The 23286-nt window shown below is 63.1% G+C and carries 23 protein-coding genes; 8 read left to right on the top strand and 15 right to left on the bottom strand.

What is annotated here, in order from left to right; genetic code table 11:
• Positions 1-6 precede the first annotated feature (6 nt).
• A complete protein-coding gene (locus SB822_RS15565; protein ID WP_410855118.1) occupies positions 7-2202 on the bottom strand; it encodes a TonB-dependent receptor in 2196 nt (731 codons plus the stop codon).
• Between the two features lie 358 nt (positions 2203-2560).
• Between SB822_RS15565 and SB822_RS15570 the strand changes: the two genes are divergently transcribed.
• The 4 genes from SB822_RS15570 to SB822_RS15585 all read left to right on the top strand — a co-directional run bounded on the left by SB822_RS15570 (position 2561) and on the right by SB822_RS15585 (position 5892).
• Positions 2561-3154, top strand: coding sequence for a cytochrome b/b6 domain-containing protein (locus tag SB822_RS15570; protein ID WP_007730876.1), 594 nt, complete (start codon positions 2561-2563; stop codon positions 3152-3154).
• Between the two features lie 3 nt (positions 3155-3157).
• Positions 3158-3949 carry a molybdopterin-dependent oxidoreductase gene (locus SB822_RS15575; RefSeq protein WP_410855119.1) on the top strand — a complete coding sequence of 264 codons (792 nt, stop codon included), beginning with the start codon at positions 3158-3160 and terminating at the stop codon, positions 3947-3949.
• A 53-nt stretch (positions 3950-4002) separates the two neighbouring features.
• The gene (locus tag SB822_RS15580) at positions 4003-4617 is read left to right on the top strand and encodes a hypothetical protein (protein WP_007730872.1); all 615 of its coding nucleotides are present in this window, start codon (positions 4003-4005) and stop codon (positions 4615-4617) included.
• Between the two features lie 126 nt (positions 4618-4743).
• The gene (locus tag SB822_RS15585; protein ID WP_410855120.1) at positions 4744-5892 is read left to right on the top strand and encodes an acyltransferase family protein; all 1149 of its coding nucleotides are present in this window, start codon (positions 4744-4746) and stop codon (positions 5890-5892) included.
• 34 nt (positions 5893-5926) lie between these two features.
• Here SB822_RS15585 and SB822_RS15590 read toward each other — a convergent pair whose 3' ends face one another.
• Positions 5927-7849 carry an SMP-30/gluconolactonase/LRE family protein gene (locus SB822_RS15590; RefSeq protein WP_410855121.1) on the bottom strand — a complete coding sequence of 641 codons (1923 nt, stop codon included), beginning with the start codon at positions 7847-7849 and terminating at the stop codon, positions 5927-5929.
• 265 nt (positions 7850-8114) lie between these two features.
• Here SB822_RS15590 and SB822_RS15595 point away from each other — a divergent pair, with 265 nt between their 5' ends.
• The 3 genes from SB822_RS15595 to SB822_RS15605 all read left to right on the top strand — a co-directional run bounded on the left by SB822_RS15595 (position 8115) and on the right by SB822_RS15605 (position 10790).
• Positions 8115-8279, top strand: a complete 165-nt coding sequence (locus SB822_RS15595) for an FmdB family zinc ribbon protein (RefSeq protein WP_007585164.1) — start codon at positions 8115-8117, stop codon at positions 8277-8279.
• A gap of 288 nt (positions 8280-8567) precedes the next feature.
• Entirely contained in the window at positions 8568-8828 is a 261-nt protein-coding gene (locus SB822_RS15600; protein ID WP_007585162.1) for a hypothetical protein, read from the top strand.
• A 444-nt stretch (positions 8829-9272) separates the two neighbouring features.
• Positions 9273-10790 carry a diguanylate cyclase domain-containing protein gene (locus tag SB822_RS15605; RefSeq protein WP_410855122.1) on the top strand — a complete coding sequence of 506 codons (1518 nt, stop codon included), beginning with the start codon at positions 9273-9275 and terminating at the stop codon, positions 10788-10790.
• A gap of 30 nt (positions 10791-10820) precedes the next feature.
• On the opposite strand, the gene SB822_RS15610 is transcribed toward SB822_RS15605, so the two are convergent.
• The 9 genes from SB822_RS15610 to SB822_RS15650 form a co-directional block, all read right to left on the bottom strand.
• The gene (locus SB822_RS15610) at positions 10821-11174 is read right to left on the bottom strand and encodes a RidA family protein (RefSeq protein WP_114223256.1); all 354 of its coding nucleotides are present in this window, start codon (positions 11172-11174) and stop codon (positions 10821-10823) included.
• Positions 11175-11238: 64 nt separating this feature from the next.
• Positions 11239-12405, bottom strand: coding sequence for an NAD(P)/FAD-dependent oxidoreductase (locus tag SB822_RS15615; protein WP_410855123.1), 1167 nt, complete (start codon positions 12403-12405; stop codon positions 11239-11241).
• A gap of 7 nt (positions 12406-12412) precedes the next feature.
• A complete protein-coding gene (locus SB822_RS15620) occupies positions 12413-13831 on the bottom strand; it encodes an FAD-dependent oxidoreductase (RefSeq protein ID WP_410855124.1) in 1419 nt (472 codons plus the stop codon).
• Positions 13821-14162 (bottom strand): (2Fe-2S)-binding protein, encoded by a 342-nt coding sequence (locus tag SB822_RS15625; RefSeq protein ID WP_007730857.1) that lies wholly within the window; start codon positions 14160-14162, stop codon positions 13821-13823. Before SB822_RS15625 ends, SB822_RS15620 begins: the two co-directional genes overlap by 11 nt.
• 7 nt (positions 14163-14169) lie before the next feature.
• Positions 14170-15306 carry an NAD(P)/FAD-dependent oxidoreductase gene (locus SB822_RS15630; protein ID WP_410855125.1) on the bottom strand — a complete coding sequence of 379 codons (1137 nt, stop codon included), beginning with the start codon at positions 15304-15306 and terminating at the stop codon, positions 14170-14172.
• On the bottom strand, positions 15303-16100 hold the full coding sequence (locus SB822_RS15635) for an ABC transporter permease (RefSeq protein WP_007585148.1): 798 nt from the start codon (positions 16098-16100) through the stop codon (positions 15303-15305). Before SB822_RS15635 ends, SB822_RS15630 begins: the two co-directional genes overlap by 4 nt.
• A 4-nt stretch (positions 16101-16104) precedes the next feature.
• Positions 16105-16977: an ABC transporter permease gene (locus SB822_RS15640; protein ID WP_410855126.1), complete on the bottom strand. Its 873-nt coding sequence runs from the start codon at positions 16975-16977 to the stop codon at positions 16105-16107.
• Entirely contained in the window at positions 16964-18034 is a 1071-nt protein-coding gene (locus SB822_RS15645; RefSeq protein WP_410855127.1) for an ABC transporter ATP-binding protein, read from the bottom strand. The genes SB822_RS15640 and SB822_RS15645 overlap by 14 nt, the downstream gene beginning before the upstream one ends.
• Before the next feature lie 54 nt (positions 18035-18088).
• Complete coding sequence (locus SB822_RS15650) at positions 18089-19153, bottom strand: ABC transporter substrate-binding protein (RefSeq protein WP_079494566.1); 1065 nt, start codon at positions 19151-19153, stop codon at positions 18089-18091.
• 136 nt (positions 19154-19289) lie between these two features.
• Between SB822_RS15650 and SB822_RS15655 the strand changes: the two genes are divergently transcribed.
• The gene (locus SB822_RS15655) at positions 19290-20249 is read left to right on the top strand and encodes a LysR substrate-binding domain-containing protein (protein ID WP_410855128.1); all 960 of its coding nucleotides are present in this window, start codon (positions 19290-19292) and stop codon (positions 20247-20249) included.
• 60 nt (positions 20250-20309) lie between these two features.
• Here SB822_RS15655 and SB822_RS15660 read toward each other — a convergent pair whose 3' ends face one another.
• The 4 genes from SB822_RS15660 to SB822_RS15675 all read right to left on the bottom strand — a co-directional run bounded on the left by SB822_RS15660 (position 20310) and on the right by SB822_RS15675 (position 23135).
• A complete protein-coding gene (locus tag SB822_RS15660) occupies positions 20310-20630 on the bottom strand; it encodes a pyrimidine/purine nucleoside phosphorylase (protein WP_410855129.1) in 321 nt (106 codons plus the stop codon).
• A 127-nt stretch (positions 20631-20757) separates the two neighbouring features.
• A complete protein-coding gene (locus SB822_RS15665; RefSeq protein ID WP_410855204.1) occupies positions 20758-21078 on the bottom strand; it encodes an SMR family transporter in 321 nt (106 codons plus the stop codon).
• A gap of 68 nt (positions 21079-21146) precedes the next feature.
• Positions 21147-21590, bottom strand: coding sequence for a carboxymuconolactone decarboxylase family protein (locus SB822_RS15670; protein ID WP_007730841.1), 444 nt, complete (start codon positions 21588-21590; stop codon positions 21147-21149).
• A gap of 123 nt (positions 21591-21713) precedes the next feature.
• Positions 21714-23135, bottom strand: a complete 1422-nt coding sequence (locus tag SB822_RS15675; RefSeq protein ID WP_410855130.1) for a PLP-dependent aminotransferase family protein — start codon at positions 23133-23135, stop codon at positions 21714-21716.
• Positions 23136-23286: the final 151 nt, after the last annotated feature.

Consider the following 23286-nt stretch of genomic DNA (forward strand, 5'->3'; position numbering starts at 1 on the left):
CAAGCATCAGAAGTATTTCGTCGCGCCCGCATACACCGCGAAATGCGGAGCGTACTGCGGTGCGCCGACGCCGATGCCCGAGCCGTCGCGCAGTTCGTAGACGCGGTTGAAGGCGTTGACGACGAGCAATCGCCCGTCGAACTTGCCGATCAGCGGCTGGTTGAAATGCTGGATCACCCCGAGGTTGACCTGCGCATAGACGGGCAGACGGTCCGTGTTGGCGAAGCCGCTGCGAAGTCCGCTGCCGACGAGTCCGTCGAACGTGAAGGTGGTCCTGCCGAGATCGTAGGTGCCGCCGAACGAAGCCGTCACGCGCTGGTCGTGATCGAGAAACACCCAATGGCTGTTGATGAAGGCCAACTCGTCGGGATCGAAATTGAACTGCGCCGAACTGATCTGCTTGCCCTGTGCCCGGCTGTACGCGAGGTTCAGATAGGCGGAGACATTGTCGTGTCTGAAGTTCGCCGTGAATTCGACGCCGTATGTTTTGCCATATTGATAGTTGAACGGCGTGAAGATCAGGGCCGAACCGAATTGCCCTTCGTCGAGCAGATTGGTCGACTTCTTGTAGTACGCATCGAGCCCGAGCGTGAGCGCCGAGCCGACCTTTTGCGTGACGCCGATATCGAAGTAATGGCTGCGCTCGGGCTGCACGGGATCGTTCTGGCTGGACGGGCTCTGGTTCGTCGTGCCGTTGAACTTCGAGATCGTCGAGCCGGATACCAGTTCGAATGCGGGCGGCGTGAAATAGCGCGCGTAGCCGGCATGCACGGTCGTCGTCGGCGTGAGCGTGTAGACCATGCCGATGCGCGGGCTCAACTGGCTCGCGGTCGTGTATTCGTCCATCCGGTCGTAACGCAGACCGTAGTTCAGCGTGAGGCGGTCGGTGAGCTTCCATTCGTCCTGCGCGTACAGGCTGTACAGGTAGCCCGTTTTGCTGCTGTTGTCCTGAATGTTGAACGGTTGATCGGAGAGCTGGTTGCCGTTTACATCGACGGCGAAGACGTTCACGCTGTTGTCGAAGACCGCGTGCTCCTGCTGGAAAAACAGGCCTGCGCGCACCGTGTGTTTGTCGTTCAGACGCCAGGTGGTATCGACTTGCGCGCCGTTGGCCGAGTTGCTGTGAAAGTCTTGCGCCGCGACGCCGTTGAACATCAGATCGCCGACGGGGTCCGGGTTGAACTGCGTGCGCGTGTAGCGTGTGAAAAACGCGACCTGATAGTCGAATGTGCCGCCGTTCGTGCCCTGCAACGCAATGGCCGCGAAGTTGTTCAGTTCGGATTGGGTTTCGTTGAGCTGCGATGAATCGAATGTGTTGTTGCCGTTGAGCGTGAAGCTGGTCGGCAGGCCGGGCGTATTCGGAATCTCGAACTGGTTGCTGGTCGTGCCGAACAACAGGCTCACGCGTGTCAGCGGATTGATGATGTACGACAGATAGCCAAACGCGTCGCCTTGTCGCGTGTGATCGTGAATCGCGTTGGCGCTTGCCGTTGGGTTTTCGATGCCCAGATTGTTCATGCCCAGCGAGCCACTCAGATAGTAGCTGAACGGTCCCTTGTTGCCGTATACATCGGCGCTCGTCTTGATGGTCTGATGGCTGCCGCCGAAGACATCGATCGAGCCGCCGTTGCCCGTGTCGCCCGATTTGGTACGGATATCGATGATGCCTGCTGTCCGGTAGCCGTATTGCGCGGGCAACGCGCCCGTCAGCAGATTGAGCTGATCGATGATGCGCGTGTCGAGCGACTGGCCAAAGCCGCTGATCGGCTCGGGAATGATGATGCCGTTGATCCGGTATTGCAGGTTCGCGTGATCGCCGCGCACGTGTAACTGGCCGTATGAATCCGCCGCGACGCCTGGTGCTTGCAATAACACCTGATTGAGCGGCGTGTTCTGGCCGGCGGGCAGGGCGTCGATATCGTCCTGTGTGAAACGGTAGACGCTGCTGCCCGTCTCGGGCAACAAGCCGTTGCGAACGTCATCGAGACGTTTGGCGCTCACCTTCACGTCGGTCATCTGGGTTGGGTCGGCGATGCTCTCTGTCGACGCGGAAGGATCCGTAGCCGCCGATGCCCGTGAAGCGGCACTAAACAGAAGTAGCGTGGCGTACATCACGTGAGTGTGTTTGCGCATTTTGTTTTGATTTGCTGTCGTTGAAATCTTGTTCGATTCGTTTTGATGGCGCGAGCGCGTCCGATCCATAGGAATCCTATGAATGCGTCATGCAGCAGACTTGTTTTCGAATCGCTTACGCGATGACTGATTGCGCCGTTGAAACGGTTGTAGTTATGGCTCTCCGTCCTCTCGTCGTGACGAAAGGCAATGCCGGCGATGTTATAACATAACATTCATGCGATGCAAGCGCCGCATGCCGTCCAAGAGACGCGCCGTCCGCATTGTCACTGCAAGCCGATTGCAAGAAAAAAATCTGACGACGCGAAGGAATAAGCATCGATCGACAGCGTTAGCCCATATGTCGCGGTGCCTGACGGGCGCGCATGTGCATGCCCGCTGCGGATCGCGTGGCGCCGGAAACAACAACATCAAACCTGGAGTGGTCTTGAGTCACAACACGGTTCAACCGGGGTGGTTGCGAATTACGCACTGGATCAATGCTTTGGCCGTCGTGCTGATGGTCATGAGCGGCTGGCAGATTTACGATGCGTCGCCGATCTTTCCCGTCATTCATTTCTCTCCTTCGATCACGCTAGGCGGCTGGCTTGGCGGCGCGCTGCAATGGCACTTCGCGGTGATGTGGCTGCTGGTGGCGAACTTCATCGTGTATCTGGCGGCGAATCTTGCGTCGGGCCGCTTTCAGCGCAAGCTGTTGCCGCTCAAACCGACACAGCTTGTCGCCGATCTGGTCGCCGCCTTGCGCGGACGTCTGAAGCACGACGACCTCGCGCATTACAACGCGATCCAAAAGCTCGCCTATCTCGTCGTGATCGCCGATATCGTGCTGATCGTGCTGTCGGGGCTCGCAGTGTGGAAATCCGTACAGTTTCCGTTGCTGCGCACGCTGATGGGCGGCTATGACAATGCGCGCATCGTGCACTTCGTCTGTATGAGCGTGCTGGTCGCGTTCTTCGTCGTGCATGTGATGATGGTCGCGCTCGTGCCGCGCTCGTTGCTGCTGATGATCCGGGGGCGCTGAATCATGACGATCCGCAAACGCACCCCGCAGCCAGGCTCTTTTCTCGCGACACACGGCGAGTCGATCATCCGCGATGCACAGCGCGAACTCAAATCACCCGCGCGACGACTGTTCGGGCAGCGGCTGCTAACGCTCGGTGGCATCGCGATGTTGTCCGGTTGCGATCTGACCAACGACAAAGCAGTGAACACGGCATTGCGCCGCATTTCGTTCTTCAACGACGACGTGCAGGCCCTGCTGTTCGACCCGAACAAACTCGCGCCGACCTATCCCGAGTCGATGATCACGCGTCCGTTTCCGTTCAACGCGTTCTATGACATCGACGACGTGCCCGAAGTGGACGCCGCGTCTTACCGCCTGCAGGTAGGTGGACTCGCGCACGGCAAGGGCGTGTGGACGCTCGACGAACTGCGCGCGCTGCCGCAGGAAAGCCAGATCACGCGGCATATCTGTATCGAAGGATGGAGTGCGATCGGGCATTGGGGCGGCGTGCGCTTCTCCGATTTCCTGCGCCGCGCGGGCGCGGATACTAGCGCCAAGTATGTGTCGCTACGTTGCGCAGACAACTACTGGACCAGCATCGACATGCCGACCGCGCTGCATGCGCAGACGCTGCTCACGCTCACTTACGACAACGACGTGTTGCCGCCGAAGTACGGCTTTCCGATGAAACTGCGCATGCCGACCAAACTCGGCTACAAGAATCCGAAGCATATCGTCGCTATCGAAATCACGAACCAGTACCCGGGCGGCTACTGGGAGAACCAGGGCTACAACTGGTTCGGCGGTTCGTGACGCAATGACGTTGTTCTCTCTCGCTACACCTAAACCAACCGTTGGGAGCTTCCATGTCTTTCCGCATCAAACTCGGCGCCACACTTCTGACAGCCACGCTTGCCACGGCTGCGTTCGCGCAGACGCCCGCGACCAAGCCCTCGCGCATCCGCGGCGAAATCGTGTCGCTCGACGGCGACACGCTCAAGGTCCATCGCCGCAGCGGCGACACGGTGTCGATCGAAGTGAAGCCGGCCGTGACCGTTTCGGCCGTCAAGGCAATTCAACTGTCCGATATCAAGCCGGGCTCGTTCATCGGCACAGCTGCGACCACGGGCACGGATGGCAAGCTGACGGCAACGGAAGTCGTGGTATTCCCGGAGTCCGCGCGCGGCACGGGTGAAGGGCACTACGACTGGGACCTCGGGCCGAACAGTTCGATGACCAATGCGAACGTCGACACTGTGGTGCAGAGCACGAGCGGGCGCGACCTGAAGCTGTCGTACAAAGGCGGCAGCAACGACGTGACCGTACCGCCGAATGTTCCCATCGTGACGTTCACGCCTGCCACGCACGGCGATCTGACGCCGGGCAAGAAGGTGTTCGTCGTCGCGACGCCGGCTTCGCAGGGTAGCTACGTCGCACAGCGTGTCGTCGTCGAGAAGGATGGCGTTGCGCCGCCGATGTAATTGCTGCAAGCGCCGCTCGAGCATTCAAGCCTCGAGTGGCGCTATTTAATTTCGCCAATTATTTTCCATTTTTGTTATCGGCTGCGACGATAAGATCGGCGCAGCCGTAATAAATGGGGCGAAAAAATGGCGAGTACCTTGAAGCTGCCGGCGTCGGCCAATTCCGGAAAATCTTTAAAGATCGACGGCATTCGCTTTCTTGCGGCGTTCTGGGTACTGATGTACCACTTCAAGCCGCCTCTTTTCCGCGAACTCTTGCCGCATCGGCTTTCGTTTCTCGGCGGCGCGCTGTGGTCCGGATCGACCGCATTGTTCGCCGGACCCGCCGCTGTCATCGTGTTCTTTGTGATTTCCGGCTATTGCATTCACGCGGCATATCATAAGGACGTCGCGCTCAAGCCAGTCAACTATTATGCGTCGCGATTCATCCGTATTGGATTGCCGCTCGTCGTTCTGCTATGCGTCGTTCAGCCATTGCCAACGGGGCAGAACTATCTGGAATCGGTGTTGTGGTCGCTTTACTGCGAGATGGTGTATTACGCGGTTTATCCGCTTTTGCGGCCGCGCTTTCACTATATCGGCGAAATGATCGTCGGTTGTGCGTTGACGGCGGCTGCGATGGTTGCATGCGTGCGGCTGTTCGGGCATCCCGTTTGTCATGGTTGCGTCTATGAAACCTATCGCATTCCGGGCACGGCATTGCTGTACGCTGCCGGCTGGATTTCAGGCTGCCTGATCGCGGAGACGCAGCGCAACGCGGCGCAGTTTCAGATTCGTGGCGCGTATTCGCCGCTGACGATGGCGATGAGGCGAGGCCTGGATGCGAGCACGCGTCTGCTTGGCAACCATCTCGTGGTGCTGAGGACGGTGGTTGTTGCCGCAGGCGCAGCCGTGATGATTCTGCTGTCGGAATCGAGTCTCAAGCCTGCAATGCTGCCGCTGATCACACCGGACATCACGCTGCCAGTATTTCAAATTCTCGCGGCGATCTGGATCGCGACGGAAACCGCGACGCCGTCACAATCCCGTTCGTGGACGATGCTGGCTGCATGCGGCGCGTGGTCGTACAGCCTTTATCTTTGCCACAAGACGGCGCTCGCGCTGCTCGAAATGACGACATTCGACGAAAGCTCGCGCTACGCATGGTTCGTCGAAGTGGCGCTGGCCTTCGCGCTCAGCTACGCGTTCTACCGGATCATCGAAAAGCCTTCGCACGTCATTTCGCAGCGGCTGCGCAAGTACACACCGGACGTGCCGGGCGCGCCCGCGGCCTGAACCACAACGGCGGCGCTGCCCTTGCGCAAAGACATCACGGCGTCCAGCGATAAACAATGATGCTCGATCCGTTGTAGTTGTCTTTCGTGACCACATACTCGCCAGTCGATCTGAGGTACGCCCGCAGGCCATACATCGAGTCGACATCGTTGCCGACGTCCACATTACCCGGGTTCGAATTGGTCAGCGTCGCGTCGAGGCGGCCCGTGGTGAGATTGAACGCGTCGATGTTGGGCACCGTGTGCACGTATCCGATGAACAGATAGTTGCCCGCCGCCGTCATCGATTTCGCATTTGCGCTGGTGAGATTGATCACCGGGTCGGGCCGCGTCATGTTGCCCGCGCTCCAGCCGTGATACACCTCGATCCGCGTATTCATCGCGGTCCAGTCCCAACTGCCTGCGATACCTTGCGCAAGAATCATCGTGTCGCTTTCGGCGAGATAGATGAGGCGCGTCAATGGGCGGATGCTCATCGGAATCGGCAAAGCAATGCCCGGTCCCCATGCCGGCTTGCCATATCCATCGAAACCCGTCAGCGGATAGTGATAGATGTGATTCGTGCGATCGAGCCCGGCCCACACGTCGCCTTTGCTGTCGATGCTGAAGCCGCCTGTCACCGGGCGCGTCGTATTGAACGTTGTACCTGGCAGCGACGCATCCGGCACCGCGACATAACCCTTCGACGGTTCGAAATGGAAGAAGTAGAAGATGGCCGGATTCTGTCCTGACGCAACGAGAATCCGGTTGCCGCCGACGCTGACGAGCTGGCCAAAGTGCTCGTCGCGTTGCGTGTCGTTGACGTTGAGGCGCGGGTCGTTGGGATACGAGAAAGGATCGACGGTATTCGCGACGAAAGTGCCGCCCGCCGTGCCCGAATAGATGTTCGTGCCGCTATAGAACAACGCGCCATCCGTCACGGGGTCAGGCGCCGCGACGGCTTCGAAGTTGAGCGATTGCAGCTTCCACTGCAGGGTGCCCGCGCTGTTATATGCGTGAATGTCCGTGCCGCCGTTGCGGCCGAGATCCCAGCCGCCGCCCCACGGATTGTTGAGCACATACAGATTGCCGGCCGAGTCCCTGCCGATGCCTTCGATACGCGTGAAGCGCTTGTCGCCGACCTGGCCTTTGATGCCCGTCGTCGTGTCGAGATAGCCGCCCTGAACGCCGAACGTGCCCGCCAGTTGCGGCGCGCCTGACAAGCTGTAGAGCTTGATGTTCATGTCGGGGCCTTCGTCGCCGACCATCAGCAGGCCCGTCGATGCATCGAAGTACAAAGCGGAAGGACGCGAAGTCGCGGCCATCTGGATCGTGTTCAGCAAGGCGCCCGTGGGACCGTATTCGACGATGGCGCTCGCGCTCTTGCGCGCCACCCAGACATTGCCCGCGCTATCCAGCGCGAGCGCCCCAGGTCCAGCGACGCTGAAGTCCTGTTGCCATGCGCCATCCGTCGTGAAGACGCGCACGCGATTGCCGAAGAAATCGCTCGCATAGAGCAGCGAGCCGGCTGTCGCGAGTCCCGTGATCGCATCGGCGCGGGTCACCGCGTTCCAGGTGCTGACGTTGATGACGAGATCGCGTGTGCCTGTCGCGCGGTTGTAGCGGCCGACGCCGCCGCTGCCGTATTGCGTGCCCACCTGCATCGCCGCAAAAATCGATGTCGCATTGCCCGTAATGGCGCCGCCCTGGAACTCGCTATGGATACCAATCGATCCGACGCTTCGTCCGTTCTGGTAAATCGCGACGCCGCCTTCGTTCTCGTCCCACATCGAAGCTGTATAGACGACGCCTTCTGGCGCGACCCACATCGAACGCGCGGCATTGCCCACGTGCGACGCAAGCGTGCCATAAGTATTCGCGAGCCAGTCGGTCGTGTATTGCGCATGACAGACCGATGCGATCATCGCAATGAACGCGCCGAAGAACAGGGCGCGTAGTCGTATTCGTCTGTCGAGCATGCGATAGGTTCTCCTGACGTCGATCGATCGGATAATTGAGTAAATCGTGCATTGGCGATGCAGCAAATTTTAAGTGCCCATTTATTCAAACGGGTATCGATATCCGAACGTGAGTGCAGAAAAAGTAATCTCCGATGCTGAGCGCATACCCAGCACCCATACGCGATACGAAAAACCCTTCAATCGATGCATGCCGCACTAGAATGGGTTACTGCCGTATGCGTTTTCGCATCCGCATCCAATTCTTCCGCATCGGAGAATCAGCATGCCGACCTATCAGTATCGTTGCGAGAGTTGTGGGGAAAAGTTCGAGCACGCGGAGCACGTCGCAGAACATGCGACGGCGCAGCTGAAATGTCCTAAATGCGGAAGCGACAAGGTGCAGCACGCACCGACGCCTTTCGTCGCGAAGACGTCGCGCAAGAGTTGAGCGCGTGGCATAACGCGAGGCACGCAGATGAAACCATGCGACGCATGCAAGGCTTTAGCCGGAAAGCCGTCGTCAGCGCCGCCGCATGGCGATTTGAGCGCCATGGGTTCTGACGCCAGGGTGTCGCCGGCGTCTCCCGCCGAACGCTATGACGAATACCGTTGCACCGTCTGTGGTAACTGGATGCTTAGAAACACGCCTGGCATCTGGTCGCTGCGCAATCCGTCGGGCGCATCCGCCGCGTGAACGAGCGACGTTCACTAGCGGAATTTTCTGATCGAGGTCGTGATGGCATGGCTTGTCATTCTGCACGGCGCTTACTGGCGCAACGTTTCACACGACGTATTCAGCGAGCATCCGAAAGAGGACGACTGGAGCCAGATGACGTGCGACACCTTCGACGCAAGCGAAGGCATGTGCGAAGCGGAAGTCGATGGCCTGAAAATCCTGATTCCACGCAATACGGTGATTGCCGCCGTGAACCTGCAGGATCGCGAGCAGGCAAAAGGTTTTGCTTTGCCTGCCCGCGATGAGCACGTTCATCGTTGACGGCGCGCATCAATGCCTGTCGGCGGCCGTGCTGATGTTCACACCATCGGCGTGGCTTGAGGCGGCAATCGCTTTATCTCTCCTTCGGGCGTTATCGGCTGTGAATTGCCGTTAGCGCTCCTGCGCGCAGACCGACCCGATCAGGACTTCGTCGTCGCGAGGTTGTTCGACGACGATGCGCCGCAGTCGTTCTTTCACCGCATGCTCGACTCTCACGGAAACGTCAGTCTCCGGGATTGCAGACGGATGCGCGCTCAACGGAATTTTGCGTCAGTAACATATACACGCGGCCAGCACGAGCGGCCAAAACTACGGCATCATGCGTCACCTGCCGCTTGCGTCGCGTTTACCTGACTCAAGACCCGCATTTTCAGGCCGTTAATTCAGAGAGCAAAGCTTGCCCCGCGATGGGCCGGAATGCAGCGTCCCGACCACGGCCGAGCCATGTCCGAGAAAACTTCCATGTTCGATTCGCTACTGGCGACGCCCACGCCAGAGAAGGCCGTTGTCAGTCCGTCGGTGCGCGCAGCGCTGCTGTCCGCGCTGTTCGACAACGCATGGCCGTTGTTCCTGTCGGGCATCTCCAGCATTTTCGTGGCGGTGGTTGCGTGTTTCCGGCTGCATCAGACATGGACGGCGCTCTGGCTGGTCGCCGATATCGCCCTGCTGGCCGCACGCCTCGGGATCGTGCGCCTCTATGTGGCGCGCAGCCGCGTCGGTGAGGTGCATCCCGGCCCGTGGGCCGCCCGCTACGCGCCCGTCAGCCTGATTGCCTGCCTGCTGCTCGGCCTCGGCACGGCGGCGTGCTTTCTGTCACCGGACAAGGAACTGGCCACGCTCGCGATCATGGTCGCGGCAGGCATCCTCGGCGGCATCGCGTCGCGCAACGCGGCGCTGCCGCGGCTTGCGATCGCGCAGATCTTTCTCGGCACGGTGCCCATCGGCATTGGTGCGCTGATCGCGCCGCAAAGCGGTGCATGGATTCTCGTGCCGCCGCTCATCGCGTACAACGCGGCAATGGTGTCGGTCGTGCGGCGCCACTATCACGGCCTCGTCGCGCTGATGACGGCCGAACAGCGGCACGCCGAACTGGCCGCGCGCTTCGACGCCGCGTTGGCCTACATGCCGCATGGTCTCTGCACCGTCGACGGAGCGGGCAAGGTCGTGATCGCCAACCGCCGCACGGCGGAGCTTTTCGGCGCGACCGTCGAGATGCTCAAGCTCAACGTGCCGCTGCCCGAGTTCATCGGCCACGTCGGCATCGCGCAGTTCGGCGGGACGCTGCGCAAGCGGCTCGTCGAACGGTTCAGCGCATGGCTCGGCGACGAGCGCAGCCCGATGGGCCTCGAACTCCAGGACGGCCGCCAGCTGGAATTGACCCGCAACCCGGTGCCGGACGGCAGCGCCGTCATCATCATCGAGGACGTGACGGAGCGGCGCCAGACGGAGGCAAAGATCCTGCACCTCGCGCGGCACGACGCGCTGACGGGGCTGCCGAACCGCCGCGAGCTGCGCGACCGGCTGGAGCAGATCCTGCTGGACCGCGCGCGGATGAAGGGCGATGCGATCGCGATGATGTATCTGGACCTGGACGGTTTCAAGCAGGTCAACGACCGGCTCGGCCATTGCGCGGGCGACGAGGTGCTGGAGACGGTCGCCTCGCGGCTGTCGCGCGTGCTGCGTCCGGGCGAACTGGTCGCCCGCCTGGGCGGCGACGAGTTCGCGATCATCGCCGACCACACCACGCTACCTTCCGTTGTCGCGCTGGCTCAGCGGGTGATCCGCGACATCGCGCTGCCGTATCACCTGTCGACGGGCGAGGCCGTCAGCATTGGCACCAGCGTCGGCATTGCGCTGGCGGCGAACGACGATTCCGTCGACGGCCTGATCCGGCGCGCGGATCAGGCGTTGTATACCGCGAAGCAGGCGGGCCGGGGCACGTATCGCGTGGCGAACGCGTAGGCGCACGGCGCCTGCTTCGAAGCGCCGCCGCTACGCCAGCGCGACGACGGCGATCTCGACCAGCAGCTCAGGCGCGGCGAGCTTCGCCTCGACGGTCGCGCGGGTCGGCGCGCAGCCGGGCGCGACCCACGCGTCCCACACGCTGTTCATGCCCGCGAAATCGCGCTCGATATTCGCGACCCACACCTGAGCCGACACGAGGCGCGTTTTGTCGATGCCAGCCTTCTCCAGAAAGCCGTCGATCTTCGCCAGCACGCTTGCTGTCTGGATCTTCACATCAGCCGCGTGATCGTTCGACGTCTGGCCGCCGATGAACACAAGCCCCGCCGCCTTGACGACACGGCTCATGCGCTGATTCGTTTCGATTCTCACGATATCGGACATACCTTCATTTGCTCCCTGGTTGAAGTGGTGGAAAGCGCGCCGGACAGGGCGCGCGTAAAGCAATTCAATGAGCGACGGCGCTCGCCGTCCGCTCGGAGGCGACCTGCCGCGCGAAGCGGTCGATCGCGAATGCATCGAGCGGCAACGAAGCCTTGCCGTCGAGCACCAGCTCGGAGACGAGCCGCCCGCATGCCGGTCCGAGCTGAAACCCGCTGCCGCAATAGCCGAACGAGTAGACGAGATTCGACGCGCGACGGCTCGCCGAGATCACGGGCAACGCGTCGTCGGTGAAGGCTTCGACGCCCGCCCACGCGCGATTCACGCCAAGATGCCGCAAATGCGGAAACAGATCGACAACGGTATTCGCGCTGCGAACGAGCCGCGCGAAGTCGACCTCGCCGTGCCGTCCATCGAGGTCGGCAATACCGATCAGCTTGCCGCCGATCACGACCGTGCCGTTGTCAAACTGCTTGAACGACAGCGGCCGTCCCGTTGCGCCGAGCGTCGCGCGGCAGAACGGCGCGACGCGATGCGTCACCATCAGCATCAGCCCTTCGGGATGAACGGGCACGCGTTCGCCGACCTGCTCGGCCAGTTGGCCCGCCCACGCGCCCGCCGTGATGACGAGCTTTTCCGCGCTGAACGTGCCGTGCGGCGTCTGCGCAAGCCAGCGTGTGCCGCGTTGTTCGATGCGGATCACGGGCGTGCCTTCGAAGAACTGTGCGCCATGTCGCTGCGCGGCGAGCCGGAAGGACGTCGTGGTCCTGAACGGCAACGCGTAGCCGTCGCGCTCGACCCAGATGCCGCCCGTCACGTGCGGCGCGAGAGCGGGCTCGAGTTCGAGCACGGTCGCGCGGTCGATCAGCCTTTCGTGCGTGAAGCCATGCGCTTCGAGCAGCGCGACGCGTTCGCGGCATTCGTCGAGTTCTGCGTCCGTCTCCGCGATCTTCAACTGGCCAGAAGGCACGAAGCCGCCGTCGTCGCCGATCGTGTCGCGCAACGTGTGCCAGATTTCGCGCGACATCAGCGCCAGCGGAATTTCCGGCACAGGCCGTCCGAGCGTGCGCACGCCGCCCGCGTTGACGCCCGACGAGTGCCGTGCGACGTAATCGGCTTCGAGCACGATCACTTTCGCGCCGCGCGCAGCCAGATGAAATGCGCTGCTCGATCCGTGCAGGCCGCCGCCGATCACGAGCACATCGGCTTCGCGCATGTCGGCGGAAGGGGACATGGCGGCGTCATTCACCGGCGAGTTCTCCGAGCGTGAGCGGCTTGATGGGCGGACGGATGCGGTAGTAGCCGACTTCGCCCGGCGGCACCTTGCGCGCGTCCGCGATGATCTCGGTGACGGTCAGCCCGCACATCCGCCCCTGGCACGGCCCCATCCCGCAGCGTCCAAACGACTTCGCCTGGTTCGGCCCGAGGCAGCCCAGTTCGACGAAGCCGCGCACGTCGCCCGCTGTGACTTCTTCGCAGCGGCAGACGATCACGTCGTCGCTCGGAATGCGGTTTGCGTCGCGCGGGCGGTACAGGCTGTCAAGAAACGGACGGATGCGCATCACGTTCGCCAGCGCGCGGCGATGCGGCGCCGCTTCACTGTCGCGCGTGGACGCGTCGATCGCGCCGAGCTGGCACACGGCCTGGAGCGCGCTCAACGCGCCCTGTTCGGCGGCAGCAAGCGCGCCGCCGATGCCCCCGCCGTCGCCCGCGATAAAGATGCCCGGCACGTCGAGTTCGCCCCATGCATCCGTGGTCGGCGCGAAGCATAGCTGCGCCGTGTCCCAGTGGTGTTGCGCGCGCAGCGAGAGCGTGAATTGCGTGTTCGGCACGACGCCCTGATGCAGCAGGATCACGCTCGCTTCCACCTTGTGCGCGCGGCCCTGCGTCGTGAAGCTCAGCGCGGCGGCGCGCTCGACGCCATCGGCGTCCTGCTTCGATTCGACGCGCAGATCGTCGGCGGCCTCGAAGATCCGGACACCGGCGTCGCGCAGCGTGCGGATCAGTTGCAGCCCCTTGCCGAGAAACGGCCACGCACGCAGCGCGGACAGCAGATGCTTCTTCGCGCGCCAGCGGTCCTCATGGCGCGTCGTGTCGACGAGCGCGCGGATCGGCACGCCCGCTCTCACGTATTGCCAGCCGAGCAGATAGAGCAGCGGGCCGCAGCCGGCGAGAACGGGCGGCTCGGCGGGCACTTCGCCCGCGCTTTTCAGCAGGATCTGCGCGGCGCCCGCCGTCAGCACGCCGGGCAGCGTCCAGCCGGGAATCGGGAACGGACGTTCCAGCGCGCCCGTCGCGAGAATCACGCGCTGCGCGTCGAAGCTGCCGACCTTGCCGTCCTCCAGGTAATGCACGGACCGCTCACGCGTGACCTGCCACACGGATGCATGCGCGACATGCCGCGCGCCGGAGCGCGCGAACGCGTCGGCAATCGCGGCCCCCGCTGCGTAGTCGGGGCCGAGTATCTCCTTGCGGCGCGCGTCGGCACGGCCAATCGCGCGATAGATCTGTCCGCCGACGGCATCCTGCTCGTCCAGCAGCACGACGGAAAGACCGGCGCGCGCTGCGCGCGTCGCCGCGCTCATGCCGGCGGGACCGGCGCCGACCACGACGACATCGACGGCTTCGGACACAAACTCTGCGGCGTGTTCAGCGGCCATGAGCATCCTCCAGCGAAACAGCGATGGGCGGCAGATCGCGCGCGCCTTCCTGCGAGCGGATGCGCATGCCGTCGCGCACGGTCACCATGCAGCTTTGCCGGCTCGGCACGCCGTCGATCTCGACCAGACACTCGAAGCACGCGCCCATCATGCAATACGGCGCGCGCGGTGCGCCGGACACGGGCGTCGCGCGAAACCGCGCAATGCCGGAAGCAAGCAGCGCCGCGGCCACCGACCGGCCGCCCGGCACGCGCAGCGGCTGATCGTTGAACCAGATATCGACGGGCGCATCGGCGCCGGGCAGGGCCTTGAATAGCGGTGTGGAAGTCATGTCGGAATCAGTGAGCGGGAATGAGAGCAGGGGATTCGGTGAAGCGCGTGCCGGAAAACGCGGGAAGCTCGTCGGGCATCGCGCCGCCGGTGATCCACGGCGCGATGCGCAGCGCGTGCGCGGCGGCGAGCGTTACGCCGCTGTGGCAGGTGACGACGAAGGCGCCCGGATGCACCGCCGACTGGTCGTAGATCGGAAAGCCGTCCGGGCTGTAGACCCGCAGCGCGGCCCATGTGCGGACCAGCCGCACGTTCTTCAGCATCGGGAACGCGCGCACGCCGCGCCGCGCGATGTCGGACAGTACGTGCGTGGTGGTGAAATCGTTCAAGCCGACTTCTTCCATCGAATCGCCGAATTGCACGGTGCCTTCGTCCGTTTGCCGGACATTGAGCGTCGGGTAATGCAGAAATGGCGCGACGCGCTCGCTGATCAGCACCTGGCCGCGGTTCGGCGCGACGGGCGCATGCAGACCGACATGCGGCGCGAGCGCGCGATTGCCGAGGCCCGCCGCGAGCACCACGCGCGCCGCGCGATACGTGCCGCGCTTGCCCTGCACGGCGAAGCCGCCGCTGTCGGGCGTGATGCGCAGCGCTTCCTCGTTGTTGACGAGCTTCACGCCGCGCTGCTGTATGCCTGTGTGCAATGCGCGCAGCAGCTTGAGCGGATTGACGTGCCCATCCATCGGCGTATAGCTCGCGCCGATCACGTCCGGCCCGATCTGCGGCAGGCGCTCGCGCACTTCGCGCGCATCTAGCAACTGATACGGGTAGTCGCCCAATTCGCGTTGCAGCGTGCCGAGCCGCTTCGCGCGGTCGGCGAGATCGTCGTCGGAGAAGCAGAAGTGAAAGCCGCCAGGCTGGCGCAGCGCCACGTCGATACCCGTTTCGTCGAGCAGCGCCGCGGCGAGCGCGGGCCAGCGCGTGGCCGAACTGCGCGACCAGCGCGCGTAAGGCGACAGGCCATAGCCCTTACCCTGGATCCATACCAGCCCGAAATTGCCGCGCGACGCGCGAAACGCGCCGTCGTCCTGATCGAGCACGGTCACTTGCGCGCCTTCGCGCGCAAGGCCCCAGGCGACGGCGGAACCGACCAGCCCGCCGCCCAGCACGAGCACGTCGGGATTGACGGATGAGTTGCGGGTCATCGTGCTTCTCCGATCAGGATGCGGTCCAGTCCGACCATGCGGTCGAGCAGCACCATCAGCAGAACCGTGCCGACGATCAACACCGCCGAGACAGATGCGACGAGGGGATCGATGGTCTGCGCGATCTGGTTGTACATAGCGACGGGCAACGTGGTCGTGCCGGGCGTCGCGACGAAAATGGTCATCGTCAGTTCGTCGAAGCTCTGGATGAACGACAGCACCCAGCCGCCCGCGACGCCCGTGCGGATCATCGGCAGCACGACGCGGCGAAACGCGGTGAAGCGGCTCGCGCCGCACGACAGCGCGGCGCGCTCAGCGTCGCGGTCGAGCCCGACAGCCGACGACAGCGCGAGCCGCAGCGCATACGGCAGCACGACGATCACGTGCGTCGCGACGAGCGCCCAGAACGAGCCGCTCAGATGCAGCATGGACAGGAAGCGCAGGAACGCGATGCCGAGCACGACGGCGGGAATCATCATCGGCGAGAGGAAGAAGCTCATCAGCGCGGCGCGGCCCGTAAAGCGGTAACGCGCAATCGCGAGCGCGGCAGGCACCGCGAGCGCGACGCCGATGGTCGCCGCCGCGAACGCGAGCCGCACCGAGAGCCAGAACGCCGACACGATGTCGCCGTTCTCCAGAATCGCGCGAAACCAGCGCAGCGACGCGCCGTCGAACGGCATCGAGATAAAGCCCTTGTCGGTGAACGCGACCAGCAGCACCACGACGAGCGGCGCGAGGATGAAAGTGAGGAACAGCGCGTTGAACAGCAGGCCCCAGAATCCGTTCTGTTTCATGGCGTCACTCGAAAATGTGCTTGAAACGGCGTTCGGCGAGACGGCTGCAACCCATCACGATCGCGACGTTCGCGATCAGCAGCAGCACCGCGATGCTCGCCCCGAGCGGCCAGTTCAGCGTGCCGAGGAATTCGTCGTAGGCGGCCGTCGCGACGACTTTCAGACGGCGCCCGCCGATCAGCGCAGGCGTCGCGAATGCCGAAGCGGACAGCGCGAACACGATGATCGAGCCGGACAGCACGCCGGGCATGATCTGCGGCAGCACCACGCGGCGAAACACGCGCAGCGGCGAGCCGCCGAGCGACAGCCCGGCCCATTCGACCTGTGGATCGAGCTTTTGCAGCGTCGCCCACACGGACATCACCATGAACGGCACCAGCACATGCGTGAGCGCGATGATCATGCCCGTCATCGTGAAGACGAGGCGGATCGGCTCGGACGTGATGTGCAAGGCCTGCAACGCGTTGTTGAGCACGCCGTTGTTGCCGAGCAGGATCTGCCAGCCGAGCGTGCGCACGACGACGGAGATCAGCAGCGGTCCGAGCACGATCAGCAGGCACAGCGACTGCCACGGCCGCTTCATGCGTGCGAGCACGATAGTTTCCGGCACCCCGAGCAGCACGCTCAGCAGCGTCACCGCGAGCGCGAGGCCCGCCGTGCGCAGAAAAATTTCCCCGTAGTACGGATCGCTCACGACCTCGGCGTAGTTTTTGAGCGTGTACGCGGTCTGCACGCCCGCCACGTCGCTGAAGACGCGAAACGACAGCAGCAGCGTCAGCACGAGCGGCACGAGAAGGAGTGCGCCGAACAGCAGCAGCGCGGGCGCAGAGAGCAGCCACGGCGCGGCGCCCGCGCGCGAGTCGTCAAGCGTTGCCATGGGCGCTCTCCCGGGTCAGCACGCGCAGATCGTCGTCGGTGAAAGCGAGGCCGACTTCGTGGCCTTCCTCGGGCGGCGGCGCGCCGTAATTCGGCTGCGCGACACGCAGCATGCCGAGTTCGGTGTCGACTTCGAGCAGCCATTGATTGCCGATGAACACACGGTTCGCGATGCGCCCGTGCATGCGCGCATCGCCATTCGCGAGACGCACTTTCTCGGGGCGGATATACACGTGCACCGCGCCTTCCACCTCGCGGCCTTCGTGCGGCACATGCAGCGTCGTACCCGCGACGTCCACGACCGCGCAGCGCGGATTGCGTCCCAGTACTTCACCGGGCAGCGTATTCGTGCGGCCGAGAAACGTCGACGCGAACGGCGTTGCGGGGCGCTCGTACGCATCGAACGGCGTGCTCAGTTGCGCGATGCGCCCTTTGTGCAGCACGGCGATGCGATCGCTCATCGTCATCGCTTCGACCTGATCGTGCGTGACGAGGATCGTCGTGATGCCGAGGCGCTTCTGGATCGCGCGCAGTTCGATATGCATTTCCTCGCGCAGCTTCGCGTCGAGATTCGACATCGGTTCGTCGAGCAACAGCAGTTCGGGGCGCATCGCCAGAGCACGCGCGATGGCGACGCGCTGGCGCTGGCCGCCCGACAGTTCCTTCGGATAGCGAGCGTCGAGCCCCTTCAGACGCACCAGATCGAGCGCTTCGGCGACGCGCACCGCGCGCTCGTCGCGCTTCATGTTGCGCATTTCCAGACCGAAGCCAACGTTGCCCGCCACCGTCATGTGCGGAAACAGCGCGTAGCTCTGGAACACCACGCCCATGCCGCGCTTTTCGGGGCGCTCGTGCGTGATGTCGCGGCCAGCGAGCGTGATGCGGCCCGCGCTCGGCGTGGCGAAGCCGGCGATCATCTGCAGCGTGGTCGTCTTGCCGCAGCCGGACGGGCCCAGCAGCGACAGAAACTCGCCGCGTTCGACGGACAAATCGATATGCTCGACGGCAGTGAAGTCGCCGTAGCGCTTCGAGAGGCCTTGCAGGGTGAGGAAGGTCATAAGCGGCGGTCCTGTGCGGATGCGGGCGTTGCGGCTGTGATGCGGCTGCGGTGCTTATCGCTCGACCGAGCGGTTCCAGCGCTCCGTCCATTCGGTGCGGTGCTGGTTGATCGTGGCCCAGTCCATCGCGGTCAGCTTGCTCACCTGGTCCGGACCATACGGCACGCGCGCGGCCACGTCGGGCGTCAGCTTGACGGTCTTGTTGACGGGGCCGAGGCCGATGCCTTGCGCCTGCATCGCCTGCACTTCGGGGCTCAGCAGGTACTGGATGAAGTCCTGCGAGAGCTTGGGCTGTGCGTTCTCCGCCACGGGGCACGCCGCGACCTGCAATGCGACGCCGCCTTCCTTCGGATAGACGAACTTGAGCGGAAAGCCGGTGTTTTGCAGCGCGACCGCGCGGCCGCTGCCGTACGGCGCGATGATGACGTCGCCGGCCTGCATCAGACCGTCCATCTCGCCGGGCGTCGGTGCCCAGGACAGCACGTCGGGTGCGACCTGCTTCGTCATCGCGTTGAAGCCCGGGTCGATGTTCTTCTCGCCGCCGCCGTTCATGCGCGCGAGCATCACGAGCGTATGCAGGCCATACGTGTTGGTGATGGGCGGCACGCCGAGCTTGCCCTTCAGGCGCTTGTCCGTCAGCACCTGCCACGAGTCGGGCGCGGGCAGGCCGAGCTTCTTGAACGCCTGTTCGTTGTAGCCGATGCCCGTCGCCACCATGCCGACGCCGACGGCCGTCGGGCCGAGCCGCGCGAGCGGATAGAGGTCCTTCATCACGGGCGCCTCGTCGACCTTCGTGCACAGGCCGAGCTGCATTGCCTGATACATCGGGCCGTCGTCCATCACCGCGACGTTGATCTGCTGATGCCCTTTCTGCGCCTGGAGCTTCGCGAGCGTGTCGCTCGAATTGCCCGCGACGTAGACGATCTTCACGTCATGCGCCTTCTCGAACGGCGGGATGATCTTCTGACGATAGAGCTGCTCATTGGAGCCGCCGACGTTCGCGACATACAGCGTCGTCTCGGCGTGCGCGAGCAACGGTGCGGTCAGGCAGGCGGCGGAAAGGGCGGAGGAGAGAACACGGATCGTAAAACGGCAACGGCGGCGCAGCGTTTCTTGCATGACGACGATCTCCATTCAGTGTGGGAAAGGACGCTCTGGCGGCGTGTCAATGAATCACAGTCTGGTCCGCAATGGTCATATCGTCCAATACGAATAAAATAAGCTATCCATACATGGTTGATATGGGTTGAAGACGATGAACCTGAAGCATATCGAGGCGTTTCGCGCGGTGATGGTGGCGGGGTCGATGACGGCGGCGGCGAAGGCGCTCTTCACGTCGCAGCCGAACGTGAGCCGTCTGATCTCGCAGCTCGAACGCGAGACGGGCTTGCTGCTGTTTCAGCGCAGCGGCGTGCGGCTGATTCCGACCAGCGAAGGCACGGCGTTCTTTCGTGAAGTGGAGCGCGCGTATGTCGGCCTGCAGGGGCTCACCAATGCCGCCGCGCAGATTCGCAACCTGGGCAGCGGACGTCTGCGTATCGCGGCGATGCCGTCAGCAGGCCTGACGCTCGTGCCGCATGCGATCAAGCGCTTTCAGGACTTGCATCCGGGCGTGACTGTGTCGCTGCACGTGAACACGTCAGGCACCGTCAATCACTGGACGGCATCGCAGTTCTGCGATCTGGGCGTGGCCGTGTATATCAGCGAGGCGTCGAATTGCGATGTCGAAATGCTGTCGACAGTCGCCGCCGTCTGCGTGATGCCTGCTGCGCACCGGCTGGCTTCGAAGGCCGTCATCAAGCCGGCCGATCTGCAAGGCGAGTCGTTTATTTCGCTGTGTCATGGCGACGGCACGCGTGCGCAGATGGACGAGGTGTTCGTGCGCGCGGGCGTCGAACGGAAGCTCGCGATCGAGGCGCAATACACGGCGATCTGCTGTGAGCTGGTGCGCTGCGGAATGGGCGTGACGCTGGCGCATCCGGGCGTGGCGCTGGATTTTGCCGGGCCGGATATCGCCATCCGGCCGTTCTCGCCGGCGGTGATGTTCCCGATGTATCTGCTTTTTCCGCCGAATCAGCCGCGCGAGCGGCTGGCTGCGGCGTTCGTCGAAGTGCTCCGCACGGAGCATGAGGAAGTGATGGAGAAGCTGGCGCTGATCGTCCCTGATTCAACGCCGAAACGCACGCGCAAGCAAAGCGCTAAACGGGCGGGGTAATGACGCAAAGGGACGTTGCCGCGAACCCATGTGCATCGTCGCGGCAACACGCGTGAATCGTTACAGATAGCTGCAGACGTAGTCGAGCGTTTCGATCACGTCGATGTCGAAGCGGCTCTTGCCGGGCACCGAGAACGTTTCGCCTGCGCTGTAGGTTTTCCACTCGTCGCTGCCTTCCAGACGAATGCGGCATGTGCCCGCCTGCACTTCCATCAGTTCGGGTGCGTCGGTGCCGAAGTTGAGCGCGCCGGGCAGGATCACGCCCAGCGTCTTGCGCGTGCCGTCGGCGAAAAGAACGGTGTGCGACACGCACTTGCCGTCGAAGTAGACATTGGCGCGTTTGACAACGGAAACCTGATCGAATTGCGTTGCGGCCGTCATGGCGGTGTTCCTCTGGGTCGTTGTGAATGGAGGCAGGAGCGCCGCATGAACGTGGCGACGCGAGGCCGCCATGATACAGCCTGCCTGCGGCGGGGCTCGGAATCCCCGCGCCGGCAGCGTTGATTTTTCAGTTTGCGGAAAGCAGCTTGAGCCCGATCGCGCCGGCCAGAATCAGGGCGATGCAAAGTATCCTCATAGGGGCCGCGGAGTCGCCGAGTACCACGATGCCCAGCAGCGCCGTGCCCGCCGCGCCGATGCCCGTCCAGACGGCATAGCCCGTTCCCACGGGCAGCGTACGCAGCGACAGTGAAAGAAGAAAGACACTCGACAAGCCGGTGGCGACGGTGAAGAGCGCAGGCATCAATCGCGTGAATCCTTCCGACCACTTCATGCCGAAAGCGAACGCGATTTCAAACAGGCCTGCGACACCAAGTAAAGTCCATGACATGGATGACAGATTCATTGGTTGACTCGCTAGGCGTTGCGGCCGGGCGAGGTTGGATCAGTGCGGGTTGATCAGTGTTGCGGCGGCGTGCGGAACGCGACGCCCAACCGGTTGAATGCGTTCATCAAGCCGATCGCATAGGTGAGGTCCGCGAGTTCCTTGTCGCTGAATTCGGCGGCTGCGGCTTCATAGTCGGTGTCGGGAACGCGGGTTTCGGCCACGCGTGTCACGGCCTCCGCCCACGCTAGCGCGACGCGCTCGCGGTCGCTGAACGCTTCGCCTGCTTCGCGCCACACGGACACGAGTGCGAGCTTGTTGACCGTGACGCCGCGCTTGACGAGATCGCGGGTGTGCATGTCGATGCAGAACGCGCATCCGTTGATCTGCGAAACGCGCAGATAGACGAGATCGACCAGTTCTTTTGAAAGGCCGGAATTCTGCAGCGTGACGTACACGCCGCCGAAAGCCTTGTAGCCTTCAGGCGATGCCTTTGCGTAGTCGATACGATTGTTCATGACGAGTCCTTGTGTGTGCTTGTTGAAAGACTCTATCGTGAGGGATCTTGGCCTGGTGATGAAGATCCATAAATAGGCTTGAGTACCAGGCCAAGATTTCCGCGAAGATGACGGCGGCCGTCGTCATATCAGCGTCAGGATGCGACTGGCGAGATTCTCGGCAGTACGCCGCGAGTCGATATTCGTGAAGCTGACGAGCACGGCGGAAGCGCCATCGCGATTCGTCGTCCAATCCGTCAATGCTTCTCCATACAAGCCGTCTGCGCGCATGCGCGACACCAGCCGGCGATCGGATCGCCGGCCTTGCAGGCGCAAGATCAGATGCATGCCGCCTGGCTGCGAGTCGATTCGCAGGTGTCGCCCGAGCACGCTTTCCAGGCCCTCTACGGCCGCTTCGCGACGCTCGGCATAGAGCTTTCTCATGCGCTGTATGTGTCGCGCGAAATGTCCTTCTGCGATAAAGGCCGCCACGATCGTCTGGGTCAGTTCGGGGCTGCCGCCTGCGAAAGCGTGAATGGTTTGTTCGAATCGTTCGACCAGCGCGTCCGGCACGACAAGATACGCAAGCCGCAGGGAGGGAAGCAGTACCTTGCTGAATGTGCCCACGTAAAGGGCTCTGCCGTCGCGATCCAGACTCTTCAACGCAGGCAACGGTCGACTGACGTAACGGTACTCGCCGTCATAGTCGTCCTCGATTACCCATGCGTTGTTGCGCGAGGCCCATTCCAGCAGGGCAAGGCGCCGCGGCAATGACAATGACACGCAAAGCGGACTCTGATGCGCGGGCGTCACGACTGCTGCGCGCGCCTTTGGCGCCCGCCGAAGCGCGTCGGAAACGACCATGCCTTCGCTATCGACGGGTACGGACACAGCGGCGATATTCAGGCGTGCCAATACTTCCCGGGTAGGCGGAAAGCCGGGGTCCTCATGCCACACACGGTCGCCGGGCTTCAGCAACGTGTGCGCGATCAACCCGAGGCTGTGACGGTATCCCGAGGTCACGAATACCTGAGAGGGCGAGCAGTCGATCCCGCGTGACACCTGAAGGTAGGCGGCAATCGCGGTCCGCAATTCGGGCAAGCCGAATACCGGCGGATGAACCATGTCGGAAGCTTGCATGGCCCGTACGCAGCGCGCGCCGAGGCGCGCCCAGATCTTTCGCGGGAAGGCATCGAGAGCGGGCAAGCCCATCTGGAAGGGCAAGATCGAATCGGGCCGGAAACTGGGCTCGTCAGTACTTTCAGCCGCTTTGGGCGGCGTGGCGGCGACGAGCGTTCGCGGCTTGAGGCCCGGCGTCACGATCGTGCCTGCCTGGCCGCGCGCCTCGATATAGCCCTCGGCCGTCAGCAGTGAGTAGGCTGTATCGACGGTGCCTCTCGACAAACCCAATTCGTTCGCCAGCGCGCGTGCCGAGGGTATCCGGTCACCCGGCTTCAGCACGCCACCGGCGATAGCGGCGCAAAACCGATCGTAAATCTGCCGGTAGAAAGGCGAGGCGGACGCGGGATCGAGCGGCGAGAGCGGGCTGGATTTCGAGGCGTTCATGGATCAGCCGGATGTACGTAAATCATCAATGTAAAGCATGCCATGATGATCCCGATATCCCGTACGAGGCAAATGCAGACGTGCCCGATCCTGCGCGGTCTTGGCCTGGTGCGATTGTCGATTCATGGCTCTGCCTGCCAGACCATCCGGT

This window comes from Paraburkholderia sp. SIMBA_054, assembly GCF_046534875.1.
In the GTDB taxonomy this organism is placed as follows: Bacteria; Pseudomonadota; Gammaproteobacteria; order Burkholderiales; family Burkholderiaceae; genus Paraburkholderia; species Paraburkholderia hospita.

Excerpts from the sequence above, each read along its gene's own strand:
- SB822_RS15665 (WP_410855204.1), bottom strand. The coding sequence starts at position 21,078 with ATGTCATGGACTTTACTTGGTGTCGCAGGCCTGTTTGAAATCGCGTTC.
- SB822_RS15610 (WP_114223256.1), bottom strand. The coding sequence starts at position 11,174 with ATGTCCGATATCGTGAGAATCGAAACGAATCAGCGCATGAGCCGTGTC.
- SB822_RS15675 (WP_410855130.1), bottom strand. The coding sequence starts at position 23,135 with ATGAACGCCTCGAAATCCAGCCCGCTCTCGCCGCTCGATCCCGCGTCC.
- SB822_RS15625 (WP_007730857.1), bottom strand. The coding sequence starts at position 14,162 with ATGACTTCCACACCGCTATTCAAGGCCCTGCCCGGCGCCGATGCGCCC.
- SB822_RS15630 (WP_410855125.1), bottom strand. The coding sequence starts at position 15,306 with ATGACCCGCAACTCATCCGTCAATCCCGACGTGCTCGTGCTGGGCGGC.
- SB822_RS15635 (WP_007585148.1), bottom strand. The coding sequence starts at position 16,100 with ATGAAACAGAACGGATTCTGGGGCCTGCTGTTCAACGCGCTGTTCCTC.
- SB822_RS15645 (WP_410855127.1), bottom strand. The coding sequence starts at position 18,034 with ATGACCTTCCTCACCCTGCAAGGCCTCTCGAAGCGCTACGGCGACTTC.
- SB822_RS15600 (WP_007585162.1), top strand. The coding sequence starts at position 8,568 with ATGGCATGGCTTGTCATTCTGCACGGCGCTTACTGGCGCAACGTTTCA.
- SB822_RS15615 (WP_410855123.1), bottom strand. The coding sequence starts at position 12,405 with ATGTCCCCTTCCGCCGACATGCGCGAAGCCGATGTGCTCGTGATCGGC.
- SB822_RS15605 (WP_410855122.1), top strand. The coding sequence starts at position 9,273 with ATGTCCGAGAAAACTTCCATGTTCGATTCGCTACTGGCGACGCCCACG.
- SB822_RS15580 (WP_007730872.1), top strand. The coding sequence starts at position 4,003 with ATGTCTTTCCGCATCAAACTCGGCGCCACACTTCTGACAGCCACGCTT.
- SB822_RS15585 (WP_410855120.1), top strand. The coding sequence starts at position 4,744 with ATGGCGAGTACCTTGAAGCTGCCGGCGTCGGCCAATTCCGGAAAATCT.
- SB822_RS15660 (WP_410855129.1), bottom strand. The coding sequence starts at position 20,630 with ATGACGGCCGCAACGCAATTCGATCAGGTTTCCGTTGTCAAACGCGCC.
- SB822_RS15670 (WP_007730841.1), bottom strand. The coding sequence starts at position 21,590 with ATGAACAATCGTATCGACTACGCAAAGGCATCGCCTGAAGGCTACAAG.
- SB822_RS15650 (WP_079494566.1), bottom strand. The coding sequence starts at position 19,153 with ATGCAAGAAACGCTGCGCCGCCGTTGCCGTTTTACGATCCGTGTTCTC.
- SB822_RS15575 (WP_410855119.1), top strand. The coding sequence starts at position 3,158 with ATGACGATCCGCAAACGCACCCCGCAGCCAGGCTCTTTTCTCGCGACA.
- SB822_RS15595 (WP_007585164.1), top strand. The coding sequence starts at position 8,115 with ATGCCGACCTATCAGTATCGTTGCGAGAGTTGTGGGGAAAAGTTCGAG.
- SB822_RS15590 (WP_410855121.1), bottom strand. The coding sequence starts at position 7,849 with ATGCTCGACAGACGAATACGACTACGCGCCCTGTTCTTCGGCGCGTTC.
- SB822_RS15655 (WP_410855128.1), top strand. The coding sequence starts at position 19,290 with ATGAACCTGAAGCATATCGAGGCGTTTCGCGCGGTGATGGTGGCGGGG.
- SB822_RS15565 (WP_410855118.1), bottom strand. The coding sequence starts at position 2,202 with ATGGATCGGACGCGCTCGCGCCATCAAAACGAATCGAACAAGATTTCA.
- SB822_RS15620 (WP_410855124.1), bottom strand. The coding sequence starts at position 13,831 with ATGGCCGCTGAACACGCCGCAGAGTTTGTGTCCGAAGCCGTCGATGTC.
- SB822_RS15640 (WP_410855126.1), bottom strand. The coding sequence starts at position 16,977 with ATGGCAACGCTTGACGACTCGCGCGCGGGCGCCGCGCCGTGGCTGCTC.